This is a genomic window from Paenibacillus sp. FSL L8-0435, from assembly GCF_037965655.1.
Taxonomy (GTDB): domain Bacteria; phylum Bacillota; class Bacilli; order Paenibacillales; family Paenibacillaceae; genus Paenibacillus.
Genome location: NZ_CP150185.1, coordinates 5,676,010 through 5,691,682 on the forward strand (window position 1 = coordinate 5,676,010; position 15,673 = coordinate 5,691,682).

Sequence of the window (15,673 nt, forward strand, 5' to 3'; positions counted from 1 at the left end):
TCTGACTGTTCTATCCATGATCATGTGCGGACTGCACGCCGAACCCGGGGATCAATGTACGAATACGAGATATCCACCAGCAGGTTCAAGACCACATAGATAATGGATGTAAAGAAGACAACCCCTTGCACCACTGGCAGATCCTTGGCCATTAGCGCATCCGCAATAATTCGGCCGATTCCTTGTCTGGAGAAGACAGTTTCCACCACAACGGTGCCCGCAAGCAGATCACCGATCAGCATGCCGATTACCGTTACTGCAGGAATAAGCGCATTACGTAGTGCATGACCATACATGATGGCACGTTCCGAAAGTCCTTTGGCCCGTAATGCCACGATAAACGGTTCATTGATCACTTCCAGCATGCTGTTCCGTACCATCCGTACAATAAATCCTGCACCCACAAGACCCAGCGTAGCTGCCGGAAGAACCAGTGAACTGAATCCATCGGAACCCATCGCCGGGAACCAGCCAAGCTGTACTGAAAATAACAGGATGAGCAGTATCCCCGTCCAGAAGGTTGGCATGGAGATGCCAAAAAGTCCAACTAGCCGAGCGACAAAATCAATCACGCCATTGCGATGAATCGCAGACAATACACCAAGTGTAATTCCAATCGTGATGGCAATGATTGAGCTGAGTGCGGTCAAAGCCAGTGTCGCTGGGAAATGTTCCAGTATTTTCGGCAGAACCGGATCCGAATTGATCATTGATTTACCGAAATCCCCACGCAGCATATCACCGAAATAGTTCGCAAACTGGATGTAAAACGGTTGATCCAGTCCTAGCTGGACCCGCAGATTCTCGATCATCTCCGGGGTAGCCGAGGACGGGTCCAGCATGAGCAGAACCGGATCACCCGGCAGAAGATACATGATGCAGTACACCAGCACCGAAGCTCCGAAAATAACCAGAAGCGATGTTGCGAGTCGTGACAGTATCGTTTGAACCATACCGGGATATCTCCTTCCTCAATCTGGATTGGCCGTTCATGTTAGGGCTGAATGCGGACGTCGTTAAAGAGTGGATACCCCAATGAATCAAACTTGATGCCTTCGACCTTTTTCGATGCTGCGACGGTATACGGGAATACATAGATCGGCAAAATTACCGCTTGCTCAATCAGGTATTGCTGGATCTGATTGTAGATCTCGACACGTTTATCGGGATCTGTCTCGACCGCTCCCTGCTCTAACAGTTCATCGATCTTTGGATCAGACAAACCGGACAATGTCGGACGCTCGCCCTCTGCACTCGTATGATAGAAAGCGTACAAGGCATTAGGATCAGAATTGACCTGACTGTTGCCATAGAGATCATAATCCCAGTTCTGATAAATGACTGTTGCGATATCTTTTGTAATCTCGACTTCAACGGCAATGCCAATCTGTTTCAACTGTTGTTGGATAATGGCGGCAATGTCATTGCGTTTCTCCCGATTGGGCGAACCATCAACATACCGCAGGGTCAGCTTCTGCCCGTCTTTGGCACGAATACCATCAGCGCCTTTCACCCAGCCTTGTTCGTCCAGCAGCTGATTGGCTTTGTTAATGTCCGGGTTGATGCTTCCTTCCAGCGATGCATTATAACCCAGGATTCCAGGAGACAGTGCGGACCACGCACGTTCGTAGTTGCCCAGATACAATGTTTTGACAATCGATTCCACATCTACGGCGGATTGTACCGCCTGCCTTACTTTCACATCATCCCAAGGCGCTTTGCGCAGATTGAAAAAGAGTGTGTATGGTAACCCAACTGTGTTGGCCTGCAACAGTTGCTGGTTCGGATCGTTTTTCAATGCAGCAACATTTTGCGGTGGAACCGTCTCGGCAGCGAGTACCTGACTACTCTGTACACTTCCGATCCGCGTTGCTTCTTCCGGTACAATTTTGAATGTGATCGTATCCACATGTGGTGCAGCTTTATTTTCAACCGTCTCAGGCCCCCAGTTGTAATCCTTGTTTTTGGCAACGACGATATCCGCATTTTCATCCCATTTCACAAAGGTATACGGACCTGTGCCCACCGGATTTTTACCCAGCTGGTCGCCATATTTTTGGGCAGCTGTAGGGGATACGATCCCCAGCAGTGCCTGGCTCAAGTTGCCAAGAAAGGCTTGCGATGGTGATTCCAGATTTACCTTGATGGTATATTCATCAATAACTTCGGAGGAGCTATACGGTCTAATCAGGGCAAGGGAATTGGCAGCTTTGGTGGCCGGATCAATCACCCGGTCCAGATTGTATTTCACGGCTTCCGCATTAAACGGTGTACCATCATGGAACTTCACGCCTTCACGCAGCTTGAATGTATAACTCTTGCCGTCCTCGGATACGCTCCATTCCGTGGCAAGCCACGGTTTGATGGAACCATCCGGCAGCTGCACGACCAGATTGTCGTAGATCGTTCGGATGGCGCGTACAGTTACAGCAAGCCCACTGCGATGAGGGTCCAGTGTATCCGGTGAAGTTGCAAGTGCAAAAGTCAGGTTACCTCCTTCGGCTTGCCCGGCCTGCCCCCCGCCTGATGCCTGTGCCGTACTGTTCGTGCTGCCTCCCGCCGATCCGCAACCGGATAATACCATCACCAATACTGCTGCCAATGCCATATATTTCATCCATGAGATAGACCTGTTCATATCGCTTCCCCCTCTGTGTATACAGGTGTCATTTAATTGATGTTTATACCCAATACTCTATATATCCTATGAGTTAAGTCGGTTTTAAAGTAGTACAAAACGTAGTAATTGATTTCATTACCGGTTGGAGAAAACAGCCAGACAACATCAGATGCTCGTTCGCTCCCTATCAGTTATGCCAAATCAGATACAACTTGCTTCTTCGCAGCCGTATAACGGTTAACCGGAATCTGTACCCCAAGGTTACCTCGCAATGTATCGTGTTCATAGTCCGTACGATACAGGCCGCGTTCTTGCAGAATCGGCACAACGAGTTCCACAAAATCAGACAATCCACTCGGCAGTTCCGAAGCAATAATGAAACCATCCGCTGCTTCCGTCTCAAACCATTTCTGAATCTTGTCAGCGACCTGCTCCGGTGTTCCCAGGAATTTGCTGCGCGGTGTTGCTGCCCGCAGAGCCACTTCACGCAAGGTCAATCCCTGCTCTTTGGCATCCTTCTTGATCTTGTCGGTTCCACTGCGGAAACTGTTGCTTCCAATGCCATTCAGCTCCGGGAACGGTTCATCCAGCGGATATTGGGAGAAATCATGGTGTTCGAAGAAACGTCCCAGATAATCCAGCGCTTTATCAATGGTAACCAGGCTCGCGATCTCCTGATATTTCTGTTCAGCTTCCTCTTCCGTCCGTCCAACAATAGGATTGATGCCTGGCAGAATAACAATATCCTGTGCAGAACGTCCATAGGAAGCCGCACGTGTTTTGACATCCTTATAGAATGCCTGTGCATCTTCAATCGTATCGTGTCCGGTAAAGACAGCATCCGCTTCTTGCGCCGCCAGCGTTTTGCCATCTTCCGATGAACCTGCCTGGAAAATCACCGGCTGTCCTTGCCGTGAACGGGCAATGTTGAGCGGCCCCTGTACGGAGAAGAATTCTCCTTCATGATTAAGCGTGTGCAGTTTGGATGGGTCGAAGAATACACCGCTCTCTTTGTCTCTTACAAAGGCATCATCTTCCCAAGAGTCCCACAACCCTTTGGTTACCTGTAAATATTCCGCGGCAATGCGATAACGTTCCGGATGTGAAGGGTGACTGCTCTTGCTATAGTTCTTCGCTGTACCTTCCAGCGGAGAAGTCACGACGTTCCAGCCTGCACGGCCATCACTGATCTGATCGAGGGAACCGAACTGTCTGGCTACGGTGAACGGATCACTATAGGATGTCGAGAGGGTACCCACCAGTCCAATACGTGAAGTAACGGCAGCCAAAGCGGAGAGGATACTGATTGGCTCGAAGCGATTCAGGAAATGCGGAATGGATTTCTCGGTAATATACAGACCGTCTGCGATAAAGACCAGATCAAACTTGCCTTCCTCCGCTTTCAGTGCCTGACGTTTGTAGAATCCAAAGTTAACGCTGGCATCCGACAGAACCTCCGGGTGTCTCCATGTGGTGTTGCTTCCTCCAACCCCATGAATAATGGCTCCAAATTTCAAACTGCGTTTCGCTGTCATATGCACTCCGCCTTCCTTGGATTAGAATCTTCAAAAGAATGATCAAGGGCCAACTGAACTGATTACGTATGCAAAATAACTTAAAAGTTAACTATTCCTATGAGTTTGGTTTGTTTTAATTTCACAAATCTTATCACTGCCCCGTAAAAGGGTCAACAGCGCGACTAATAGATTTTTTCTATATGAACATTGAAGATGTAAATATGACCATTTACATCCCAAGTGAGCCATAGCTTTTGAACGTTCCAGCTGCTGTACAAATGCGATCTTGCATCATGCAGCAGCCGGAACGGCTTGCTCCAAAGGTATATATCAACTCCCGTTAGACTGCTGCCGCTTCGTCCGCTCGTGCCAGAAGTTCAGCCAGCTTCTCCAGATCAGGTTCCAGCAAGGCTTCAAACTTGCCGTCCCCTCCCACTTCAATGACGGGTACATGCCGAATACCATATTTTGCTTCAAGCACATCACGCAGCACGTCATTGCCCTGCACTTCAATGTTCTCAAAAGGCTGGTTTCGCTCTTTCAGAAATGCTTTCACTTCCCCGCAGAAATGACAGCCTGTTTTGCTCCACAGCACGACTTTTTTGGTTGATGATGACATCGACATACCTCCTGATTAGTTTTAAGATCAAGATCTGGGCGATTGAATATGAACGCCCTAGACCTTCAATTCCCATCTGTTAAATAAGAATTATGGCTCTAAATGTACTCCTGTGCCCTACCTGCGTCAATGGATCTGCTAATAGAATAAACCTATAACCAAATAGAAAGATTAAATTATAAATTTGAAAGATGGCTTATTTTACAGGATTGAATCGCTATTGGCCCCTCCTAACCTGGTTAAAAGCTTGTTTTGCTAAATCAGTGTAGAACTCGATCTGATCCGGACTTCGATCTATAGCCCACCTCAGGGTATCAAAAGCTTTCAATAACAACACACGGCTCGCTTGATTCAGTTCGCGCTCTTGCTCTTGTGTGCCTGTCCCATATCCTTCTAAAAACGCTTTCAATTCTTCCTTGTCAGGACCTTCACCCCGTAGCTGGCATTGCATGAGTTGAATGATATCGCCATACGGCACGACGGTGACCTCCGCATTCCCCCAGTCCAGAAGGGTAATCTCACCCGTTGAACTTACGATTGTATTCTTCAAGGAGAGATCGCCATGGCATAAACCAAAGCGGAACTTTTGCAATTTCAATTGTTCGAACCATTGCCTTACGAGCTGTGATTCCTTCATCGTAATGACACCAAGCTCAATCAATGAATCTTGCTCCGTGAGACTATTGATATTGTATTGCACATATCCTTGCCAACTGCCATCTGATCCTGCATGAGGAGGAGAGTAAAATTGGTTTTGTACGGGATCATGCATTTCCCTTCCGAAACCTGCCACCGGGATGGATTGCATACGTTGTGTGTACTCACCGAGTTTCCTCCAAATCACAGACGTGGGCACTGTCGTGTCCAACCCGTTATCCCCTTCCACAACCGTTTGAATCATATAGGCATGTTCAGCGTTGACCCCAACGGACAATGTCTCTGGCCCAGGAATACTGGCACTCGCCGCTTGTTCGATGCACCATTTTTCTTTCACAAAGGTAGAATATGTATCTGGATCGTTCATGCGTACAACCACTTTATGACTTGCCGTCTCCACTAGGCAGACCTGATTAACAAAACCTTTACCGATGATATGATGTGAGCATGTTACTTTTTCCAGCAAAAAATCACTGGCAATCTGTTCGGCTTGTCTGACTACAGAATTCTTCATCCCGCTTCCTCCCTCAATCGCTTTACTTTAAGTGGTCTATATAAGTTGAACTAATCATTTATACGATAACGGAGAGGACAGAAAAAACCTGAAAAAGCGAAGCGTTCGCCTTTATCCCCGGATTTTCCCTTGAGAAAGGGGAATCGAAAAAATCTGGGGATAACAGCGATTGGAAGGTTATTCTGTCATCGTAGTGTCAGTATAAATAATCTTTAGTTCAAATTATATAGTTACCATCTCATATGTAATATTCGGATGCGGAATGAATCAGAGCGATTACACAGGACACCGCTACATTTTCCATTCCGCATCATGCTGCTGATTCGCATAACTAGATTGCCTGACATTACAGATCTGGGTTCAAGAGCTGAGGTGGGGCGATAATGGGCCAGCCTTCTTCCATCGCATTCAGTTGGTCCGCAGACACGCTGACAATATGCCCGGAACGTACACCCCAGCGTTCTGCGGCATAGACCGATACAAATCGTCTCCGCTTGTCTCCGCTGATCTGATATCGAATCTCGGGTGCATCCACTGCGGCAACAATACTTCCTTCTGCCCATCCATTGTGAGAACCATGAACCGCTGTCGTATGCACCTGTTGTGATTCCCTCGGCCATCCTTGCACGTCCCCCGCTGATATCAGTGCTTCTCCGGCAGGAATGGCGAGCAGATCCGGTTTGACAACCTGAACAGGAGATATTCCACGAGGTACAGGGATGTTCAGCTTACGCCGCCGACCGCCAGTTAGAGTATAGACATCTCCTTTGGCATCGGACAGAAACGAACCTTCCGGGTAGAAGACATAACTGTGTCTGAACTGTAATGCTGGATCTTGGCTGCCCTGCGTTGAGATTCGCTGACGCGGATCCATTGGGGTTGTGTCACCATCCTCTTGTTGACCGGATGGGGTACCAGAGGTTAGTTGTCTAGCCAAGCGAGAGGTTTCGGCAACCAGCGCATGAGGATCTCCCCACTTTTGGCTATAAAACTGCTCGTTATCCTTATTCACTACAGCAAAGTCCTGCTCACCCAAGGCTTTCATACTGACACTTCCGAAGTGGTGGATAAAAGCATCCCCGGCTACCGCAAGCTGGTATCCTGCCAGCTTCACCCGGATGATCCAGTCATCATCTTCGAAATTGCCCACCGCGTACCCTTCGTCCAGATAACCTACCCGTTCCAGCAGCTCCCGTGAGAACAGCCAGCAGAATCCGACCAGGCGATCGGTTATTCGATGTTTGTCTGCATCCGGACGATTATGTGTGGTGGCAAAAGACCACATCTCTTCTACCTCACGGTACGGAACCTCAATCTGCTGATCCCCGCCAATATAGTTGGTCACCGGACCCACCACACCAATCTTCGGATCACTGGCAAGACAAGTCATCATGTTATCCAGCCAGCCTGGAGTAACGAGCGTATCGTTGTTCAGCACGATGATATGTCGTCCTCTCGCCATCATCAGCCCATGATTGACACCTCCGGCAAACCCCCGGTTCTGATCCAGGGCAGCCACCCTCACCATGCCGCCTTTGCGGAGCATGGCCTCGGCAGTTCCATCCTTGGAGGCATTATCCACAACAATGATCTCGAAGGGGGCAGGGGTATGCTTTTCGATACTGGACACACATTTCAGCACATAGTCTCGCTGATTGTACGTGGGGATAATGATGCTAACTCCTTCAAAAACAAGCCCAAACGAGCTCTGTCCCTGGCGAACACCTTCGTTGTATCCTCTGGTATACCCCTGTTTGTAGAGTCTGGCGCCTTTGGCTGTGCGCCTGCCTTTGCCTTTACGTCTGGATTTCCGTATTGAGCGACGACCTGCTGCATGCAGGACTGCCATGTCAGGTCGCGAGACATCGTGCTGTGTGGTACATCGGTTTGCTTTTTTTTCGCTGCTTATGCTGCCATTCCGGTTGTTTTCACTGCGGCTCTTGTCACTGTGAGTGCTGATATTTGGAATGATGTTCAGATGACTATGACCCTTTCGACAGACGACGTTTCGAGCATTAACCTTGTTGTAACGACCATGACGTCCTTCCCCGCGCTGTTGATCGGGTGTGCTCATGTTGCTCCCTCCATTTCCACTTGTCCGTGAGGCTAACACGCACATGACCAGCCTCCGGACGGTCCACTAGAGTTGAAGCTCTCCTGTTACCAGTTTGTCAGCCAAATGTCCAAAATCCAGAGCGACCTTGCCGAGTTCACCTGCAATTCGCCAACACAGAATGACCGCCGGAATTCCCGCCGCCACCAAAGCGATATCAAAAGCATGTTCTGCGGTTTGCTGCATCACCCTCGGAATATCCATAACTCCTGCCACAGAACCAATGATGCCTGTGACATGAATCCCTCGGCTATGCAGCAGTGCCGCAAGCTCTGGTGCCTGGCTGCCTATGAGCAGAACCCGCCGTCCTTGCAGCAGGGGCAACACCAGGCCGGACTGATGCAGACTGTAATTGATCGTGGAACTGGTCAATTTCAGCCGGGACCAGTCGATCCCGAAGTGGCGTAATACCGGGAATAACAGCCCCTGGAAGGTCGGCGCCCGCGAGATCGGCACGCCAACCCAGTCGGCGGCCTGTATGGCTTCCGCAAGCATCGCGCGGATGTCGGGGGTTGAGCATGGCACCCCTGCATAGGGCAGAAACGGTGCCAGCTCCTGCACTTCCTGGCCTGGCAGCACCGTATCGGCTGCCAGCGTGAGCAGTTCGCCATCTCCGAGGCGAACGACAGACAAGGGGCGCTGCGCATCCAGCGCCGCCGTGATGTGTCCAGCCATCTCATGAGGGCTGGACAGCCGGGCCAGGCTGGGCGCGTATTGGCGGAATCCCGCCGCGATCAGATCTGCCGCCGCCACGGCAGGCAGAATGTGATCCGGCGGGATGTGCTGCGCCACCAGCGCCTCCCCGCCGGCGAATACGCCGTCGCGGTAGCCCTCGGCGTAGCCGCCGGGCACGGCCTCAGCCTGCACTGCGTGCTCCGCAGGCGGAGGCGGCAAGCCCTTCGCGCTGCCCGCATTCGCGCCGGCAGCGCCTCCCCGCCCCGCGGGGGCGACACCCTTCGGGTGTGTCGCCTGGCGCGGGGCGGAGCCAGCACCGCTGGCAGGCATCGCCTGTGGCGTGCTGGCTTGCGGTGCTGGCAAGGGCGCACGGCGCATCGCCGTGCGCTGCTTGGCGCGGGCAGCGGCACGCCGGCCCTGCGCTGATGCATGCCTGCGCCCAGCAGTGGCCCGGCGCAGGCCGGCTTTGCCTTTGCCGGTGCGGCTGGCTCTTGCCGCTTTGCTCGCGCGCGCAGAGCCAGCTTTGCCTGCTCTGCCAACAACACTGCCTGTGCTGCTCGCTTTCCTTGCAGCAGCCTTATGCGCTGCGCCGGCAGATGTACCCGCTTTGGTCAGGGTACTACGTTTCCCTGACTTCAGACCTTTGACTCCAGCAGACCCTGTACCTGCTGCTGCCGGAGTGCCACTGCCCATAAATACGGCCGGGTGGATGCCCCGGGGTTTACCCGACACGGAGACCCTAGCGGCCCCGGTGCGTGTCACTACTCTCACGCCATTCCCTCCTTTGGCATGCACGAGGATTGTCGCTGCGCAAAGCGCCGGAGCATCCTTCCAGCTCCGGCGCAGAGTGTTCTGCTCCCATGGGGCACCGCACAGCGGCAGCATCAGTCGCATATATTTTAGGGCAATTGTCCTTTCATACGGACAGCTGCTTCCTGGAGCGAATCAAATGTACCTGCATCACTCCAGTATTTCTGCAAAATGTCGTATTCCAGTCCGCCAGCAGATGCGTAGTGATTATTCACATCCGTAATTTCAAGTTCTCCGCGCGCAGACGGCGCAATGTTGCGAATCAGGTTAAATACATGATCATCATACATGTATATGCCCGTCACACAATAAGAGGTTTTCGGCTGGCTTGGCTTCTCCTCAATGTATGAGATTCGCTCTGGATGCTTTGGATCAAAAACAGGCACCCCGTAACGTCGTGCATCATCCACCTCTTTGAGCAGAACTCGCGCTGTACCAGCAGGTTGCTGCATGTAACGGTCCACATAAGGCTTCAGATCATCGCTGAAGAGATTATCACCGAGAAGCACAACGAATTTTTCGCCAGGAAGAATAAAGGAAGTTGCCAGGTCCAATGCTTCCGCAATCCCGCCTGCCTTTTCCTGAATGCGATAAGTCAACTTCACCCCATGATCCGCTCCGCCACCAAGATACTCTGTATATAACCCGGCGGAATGTTTGTTGATCACAATCAATAGTTCATCAATGCCTGCCTGGCGGAGCCTGTCGATGCCATACATAATCATCGGATGTTTACCGACTGGAAGCAGATGTTTGTTAATGAGCCGGGTCAGCGGATACAGTCTAGTTCCTGTTCCGCCGGCAAGAATTACACCTTTCATTCCACGTTCCCTCCTTCATCGGATATGTCCATATATTCAAGCGGATCGACATGCCATTTGTTCATAAAAATCGAACGATTACGCTCAAGCAGCTGTTTCCATGCTACCGGATCTGTCTTCTGGAAGCTGGCACTTCCCTGATGATGCACGAGAACATCTCCACATACCAGCAGGCGATATCCCTGCAATCTTGCTCTATAACAATAATCGTCATCCTCATAGTGTCCCGGAGAATATGCCTCGTCAAGCAGTCCAACCGATTCCACGACATCTCGTTTCATCAGCATGCACAGACCGACAATCCGACGTACTTCCCTCCACCTTGAAGAATCCGCAACATTATTGGAATGGGCCAACTCCTGAAAATGTTCCATGTCCCGAAACGCCAATTCAATCTGCTGGATGCCGCTTGCATAATTCGTAACAGGACCCGTGATCCCAATGCTTGCGTCACTGTACAGCGCCGTTCGCAGGTTCTCCAGCCAACGGGGCGTGACCGTAACATCATTGTTCAACAGCAACAGCTCATCCCCGCAGGCTGCACGAAGTCCAGCGTTACACGCTGCCGGAAACCCCCGATTGTCCGGGAACCTTACAAATCGAATTCGCTCCAGCGCACAATATTCAGCCGTTCCATCCGTCGAACCGTTATCTACCACGATAATTTCATATGACGCAGGATCGCCCGAGTATTGACGTATGGCATCGATGCAGGGCCTGATCAGATCCAGACCATTGTACGTTGGGATAATCATACTCGTCAGTGTCATTAGGCGTTCCTCCTGTAAGCCACTTCTACACGGGAGAGTGTATGTGCCTGGGCTGGATTCCAACCTGTACCCAGCAATGTAGCCAGTGCCTCCAGATGATCTCCGATGATCAATTTGGCGACGTCATTCCCACTTCCCGTGTTACCAGGACGCAACCGATTGGAACGAATAACATCCACCTGACTTGGTGCCGAGACGTTCATTCCATGCTGAATAGCTAGACTTTGTGCCTTAGGTGGAACGGCCAGTGATGCTGGTTTCACGGTCTGAATCATACGACGAGACAATGCATGGGGCACGGCTGTCATGGAATTGGAACCCAGATCTGCCCTGCCTAATGTTCGGTTCAGATATGCTTTGATCCGGCTTACCTCATCCTGCCCTGCAAACGCAGGAAGCAAAGACGTCAGATTATTCAACGCCACATCCTGTCCCCGATCAACTGCGAACAGAAAGGGTGCAAGCTGTTCAGCCGAGACGACCATATCTCCATCCACAAAAAGTACCGTCTCCGCATCCGTCATCTTGGCTCCAAGTGCCCTGCCGACATCATGTCCTGCCCGATCAGGTTCATAGATTACTGTAAGTCCCGACTGCCTTAGTACCTGCTTCAAACTGTCATCTGTCGTTCCATTCAGTACCACAATAATATCCGTCAGAGGCAACCGCTTGAGTTGCAATAACACCTGCCCCAGTGTGTGTTCTTCATTACAGGCACAGACAATGGCAGCAGCCGAATGACGAAGAGGTAGCGGCACGATCTGGAATGAATGTCCCGAGGCCTGAGCATAACCCTGCATAAATGCCTTACCTGCCTTCAGAGCTAGCTCGAAATTGCTTAGCTCCGCAACGTTCGCCGCGTGTGCATTCCATTCGAGACGTGCGTGTTTTTCTGATACTGTGTTGTTCGCCTTTGCCTCGCTTCCTGCAACTTGCCCCGCTTTCCACATCAAGTGCAGATCTACTTGGCCCGACTTTGCTCGGCTTCTTCTTTTTTTTTGAATATCTACATGCTTCTTGTTCCTAAGACGCTTGTTCATTACTGTTCTTTCTGCTGTCGTTTGTCTATTTGTTGTCCGCCTGCGGCGGACAACCCCTGAACGTCCCTTCATTTCCTCACCTCCAGCATGCTGCATCATCCGATGCGACATGCTTACCTCGCCAGGTTGCGAACACGTTTCAGATCGGTATAACCTCCGCGGGGACCGAGCGTATCCGTAATCCACTTGATCGCTGCCATATGATCATTCAGTACCACTTGACTTAGCGGATCAGGTCCGCTTCGCTTCTTGTTTCGAACTGCATTCATTCTACCCACAGGTACGTGATGAACAGCGCGTACCCGAAGACCACCGATCACGGCCTTGGCTTGTGCGAGTGGCGGAACTTCCAGTGAGGATATGCCCATGACCTCAAGTCCTTTTCGGCTTATTGCATGTGGAATAGCTGTCATGGATGCCCCCCGGAGATCGGATCTTGCGAGTATGCTGTTCAACATGTGTTTGGCCTCCACTACCGGATGAACGGGATGATGAGTGACCGGCCCATGGTAGTCGTTAAGCGCCACATCCGTTCCCTTCAGCACAGCCTTCACGTAAGGCGCAAGGTGCTCTGCGGGAATTGCGATATCTGCATCAGTAAATAGCAACACCTGACCATAGGCCGCTGCCGCGCCTACTTTTCGTCCTCCATCATGCCCCAGCGCTTCTGCATATGTGAGCACTCGTGCTCCAGCCCGTTTGGCTGCGTTAGCCGTACCGTCTGTTGAACCATTCACAACGACCAGCACTTCAGCATCACGGCATATCCTCCGCGCTTCACGGACAACTGCACCAATCCTTTTCTCCTCATTCATGGCAGGAATAATGACCGAGAGCATCGGTCGCCGAGAAACATCCCTGTGTGAAGGAGCATCACTCATGCCATTTTCCGCTCCATTCTCTACTCCATCCTCAGCCTGTGACATCAGCTGTTTGGATGGAATAACGAACGTATAGGCCTTTGTACCCTTTTTGTGTCCAGACTTCCATTTTCGTTTCTTCAGTACTGTTTTTCTTCGTGTCACATTGGATCGACTTGCATAACGTGCTGTGGCACGGGTTTTACGCAACAGTTTCACCTCCCGCATTCGATCATCGGCATGCCAAGGGAGTACACGTTATTCTATGTATTCGTGGAGCAGTGGAAACGGCGTTTGTCCTTGCACTAAGCAGGTTCTCCCTGTGAACACGAGGGTACAGGCCTTGCTTTTAGACAAAATACGTCAAAATATGTGGAAAACGCTACCTCTCCCCTACTTCAGACACAATTTTAACAAAAATCTAAAATTGTATCTTTTCCAAAGTTTTACATTGTGATAATATACGTTCCAAGCAGTTTTATTTACAAAAATAACCTTATGGTGAACATAAGTTCCCCTATATTTTTTAAATCAATTTATTGACCTTAGGTTGATTAGATGATGACCTCATTCACAGAACCTGTTAAGCAGATACATTTTACTCTTGAGAGGAGTGATGCCGTTCAGAACACACTGCATTTGTCATTTACGCAAACCCGGATTGAACACCCCAGTTTTCCGTGAACGTATCTTCTACCTGCGCAATTGGACAACCCCCGGCTTTGCTGAAAGAGGAACACAATAGACGATTAAACCTTCGGGTTGAACTGAATAAACGGTTATCCTTTTTGTTTGGTGTCGTGCCTAACACTTCCCGAGCTAAGGCCAAGCCGATTTTGTTCCAATCGTTTCTTGTCTCATTCCACGCTTCAGGTCTAGCCCCACGCTCCGCGCTGCCCAAGTTGCAGACGGAATTCCAACCGAGACTGGCATGAACATTTTCCAACCAAAAAATAAGTATAAGAATGGGAGAGTTTACTATGAAATTCGCCAAAGTTATGCCAACAATTCTTGGAGGAGCTCTTTTGCTCGCTTCCGTATCCTCTGCTACTGCAGCTCCAGTGTCTGATCAATCCATTCCACTTCAGGCCCCTTATGCCTCTGAGGAGGGTATTCCATTGAACAGTGGAACAGATGATACCATCTTTAATTATCTTGGACAGCAGGAACAATTCCTGAATTCCGATGTGAAATCCCAGCTCAAAATTGTCAAAAGAAACACAGACACATCAGGCGTAAGACACTTCCGCCTGAAACAGTATATTAAAGGTATCCCGGTTTATGGTGCCGAACAGACAGTCCACCTGGATAAAACCGGAGCCGTGAGCTCCGCACTTGGCGATCTTCCACCGATTGAAGAGCAGGCCATTCCGAATGATGGTGTAGCCGAGATCAGCGGAGAAGACGCGATCCGTATTGCAACCGAAGAAGCAACCTCCCGGATCGGAGAGCTTGGTGCAGCGGAAATCACACCTCAAGCTGAATTGAACATCTACCATCATGAAGAAGATGGTCAGACGTATCTGGTTTACATTACGGAAGTAAACGTACTGGAACCTGCCCCTCTACGGACCAAATATTTCATTAACGCAGTGGATGGCAGTATCGTATCCCAGTTTGACCTCATTAACTTTGCCACTGGAACAGGTACAGGTGTGCTTGGAGATACCAAAACCCTGACAACCACCCAATCCGGCAGCACCTTCCAACTGAAAGACACCACTCGCGGCAATGGCATCCAAACGTACACGGCGAACAATGGCTCCTCACTGCCTGGTAGCTTGCTCACGGATTCGGATAATGTATGGACCGATCGTGCAGGTGTAGATGCTCATGCTCATGCTGCTGCTACGTATGATTTCTACAAAACCAAATTCAACCGTAACGGTATTAATGGTAACGGATTGTTGATCAGATCAACCGTGCACTACGGCTCCAATTACAATAACGCCTTCTGGAACGGGGCACAGATTGTCTTTGGTGACGGAGATGGAACGACGTTCCGATCCCTGTCTGGTGACCTTGATGTTGTGGGTCATGAATTGACGCATGGTGTCATTGAATATACAGCCAATCTGGAATATCGCAATGAACCAGGTGCACTCAATGAAGCTTTTGCCGATATTTTCGGTAATACGATCCAAAGCAAAAACTGGCTGCTCGGTGATGATATCTACACACCTAACACTCCAGGAGATGCGCTGCGCTCCCTCTCCAACCCTACATTGTACGGTCAACCTGACAAATACAGCGATCGCTACACAGGCTCACAGGACAACGGCGGTGTCCATATCAACAGTGGTATCATCAATAAAGCCTATTTCCTTGCTGCTCAAGGCGGAACACATAATGGTGTGACTGTTACCGGAATCGGTCGGGATAAAGCGATCCAGATTTTCTACAGCACACTGGTGAACTACCTGACACCAACGTCCAAATTTGCCGCTGCCAAAACAGCTACCATTCAAGCAGCCAAAGATCTGTACGGAGCAACTTCCGCTGAAGCTACTGCCATTACCAAAGCGTATCAAGCTGTAGGCCTGTAAAATCTTATTTTATTGTGGTTGAACTTATAATGTACTCATCATAATGGTAACAAAACGTTCAGACACCCCTCACCGTCCGAACGGATTAAGCTTAGATCAACCAAAAGCGGT

The 15,673-nt window shown here is 50.3% G+C and carries 13 protein-coding genes; 1 reads left to right on the plus strand and 12 read right to left on the minus strand.

What is annotated here, in order from left to right:
• Nucleotides 1-20 precede the first annotated feature (20 nt).
• The 12 genes from NST33_RS25290 to NST33_RS25345 form a co-directional block, all read right to left on the minus strand.
• Nucleotides 21-953: an ABC transporter permease gene (locus NST33_RS25290; RefSeq protein WP_036605816.1), complete on the minus strand. Its 933-nt coding sequence runs from the start codon at nt 951-953 to the stop codon at nt 21-23.
• Between the two features lie 41 nt (nt 954-994).
• Nucleotides 995-2,638, minus strand: coding sequence for an ABC transporter substrate-binding protein (locus tag NST33_RS25295; protein WP_221820969.1), 1,644 nt, complete (start codon nt 2,636-2,638; stop codon nt 995-997).
• A gap of 173 nt (nt 2,639-2,811) precedes the next feature.
• Complete coding sequence (locus tag NST33_RS25300; protein WP_221820972.1) at nt 2,812-4,155, minus strand: LLM class flavin-dependent oxidoreductase; 1,344 nt, start codon at nt 4,153-4,155, stop codon at nt 2,812-2,814.
• Between the two features lie 322 nt (nt 4,156-4,477).
• Nucleotides 4,478-4,756 carry a glutaredoxin family protein gene (locus NST33_RS25305; protein ID WP_221820974.1) on the minus strand — a complete coding sequence of 93 codons (279 nt, stop codon included), beginning with the start codon at nt 4,754-4,756 and terminating at the stop codon, nt 4,478-4,480.
• Nucleotides 4,757-4,973: 217 nt separating this feature from the next.
• Nucleotides 4,974-5,927, minus strand: coding sequence for an aminoglycoside phosphotransferase family protein (locus NST33_RS25310; RefSeq protein ID WP_221820975.1), 954 nt, complete (start codon nt 5,925-5,927; stop codon nt 4,974-4,976).
• Nucleotides 5,928-6,273: 346 nt separating this feature from the next.
• Nucleotides 6,274-8,001 carry a glycosyltransferase family 2 protein gene (locus tag NST33_RS25315; RefSeq protein WP_221820977.1) on the minus strand — a complete coding sequence of 576 codons (1,728 nt, stop codon included), beginning with the start codon at nt 7,999-8,001 and terminating at the stop codon, nt 6,274-6,276.
• Between the two features lie 66 nt (nt 8,002-8,067).
• Nucleotides 8,068-8,907: a GT-D fold domain-containing glycosyltransferase gene (locus NST33_RS25320; protein ID WP_313771447.1), complete on the minus strand. Its 840-nt coding sequence runs from the start codon at nt 8,905-8,907 to the stop codon at nt 8,068-8,070.
• Nucleotides 8,908-9,614: 707 nt separating this feature from the next.
• Nucleotides 9,615-10,346, minus strand: a complete 732-nt coding sequence (locus NST33_RS25325) for a sugar phosphate nucleotidyltransferase (protein WP_133387054.1) — start codon at nt 10,344-10,346, stop codon at nt 9,615-9,617.
• Entirely contained in the window at nt 10,343-11,116 is a 774-nt protein-coding gene (locus tag NST33_RS25330) for a glycosyltransferase family 2 protein (protein WP_221820979.1), read from the minus strand. Before NST33_RS25330 ends, NST33_RS25325 begins: the two co-directional genes overlap by 4 nt.
• Entirely contained in the window at nt 11,116-12,228 is a 1,113-nt protein-coding gene (locus NST33_RS25335; protein WP_221820982.1) for a glycosyltransferase family A protein, read from the minus strand. The genes NST33_RS25330 and NST33_RS25335 overlap by 1 nt, the downstream gene beginning before the upstream one ends.
• Nucleotides 12,229-12,269: 41 nt before the next feature.
• Nucleotides 12,270-13,226 (minus strand): glycosyltransferase, encoded by a 957-nt coding sequence (locus NST33_RS25340; protein ID WP_221820984.1) that lies wholly within the window; start codon nt 13,224-13,226, stop codon nt 12,270-12,272.
• A gap of 436 nt (nt 13,227-13,662) precedes the next feature.
• Nucleotides 13,663-13,962, minus strand: a complete 300-nt coding sequence (locus NST33_RS25345; protein WP_339305530.1) for a hypothetical protein — start codon at nt 13,960-13,962, stop codon at nt 13,663-13,665.
• Nucleotides 13,963-13,996: 34 nt separating this feature from the next.
• Between NST33_RS25345 and NST33_RS25350 the strand changes: the two genes are divergently transcribed.
• The gene (locus NST33_RS25350) at nt 13,997-15,562 is read left to right on the plus strand and encodes a M4 family metallopeptidase (RefSeq protein WP_339305532.1); all 1,566 of its coding nucleotides are present in this window, start codon (nt 13,997-13,999) and stop codon (nt 15,560-15,562) included.
• Nucleotides 15,563-15,673 lie beyond the last annotated feature (111 nt).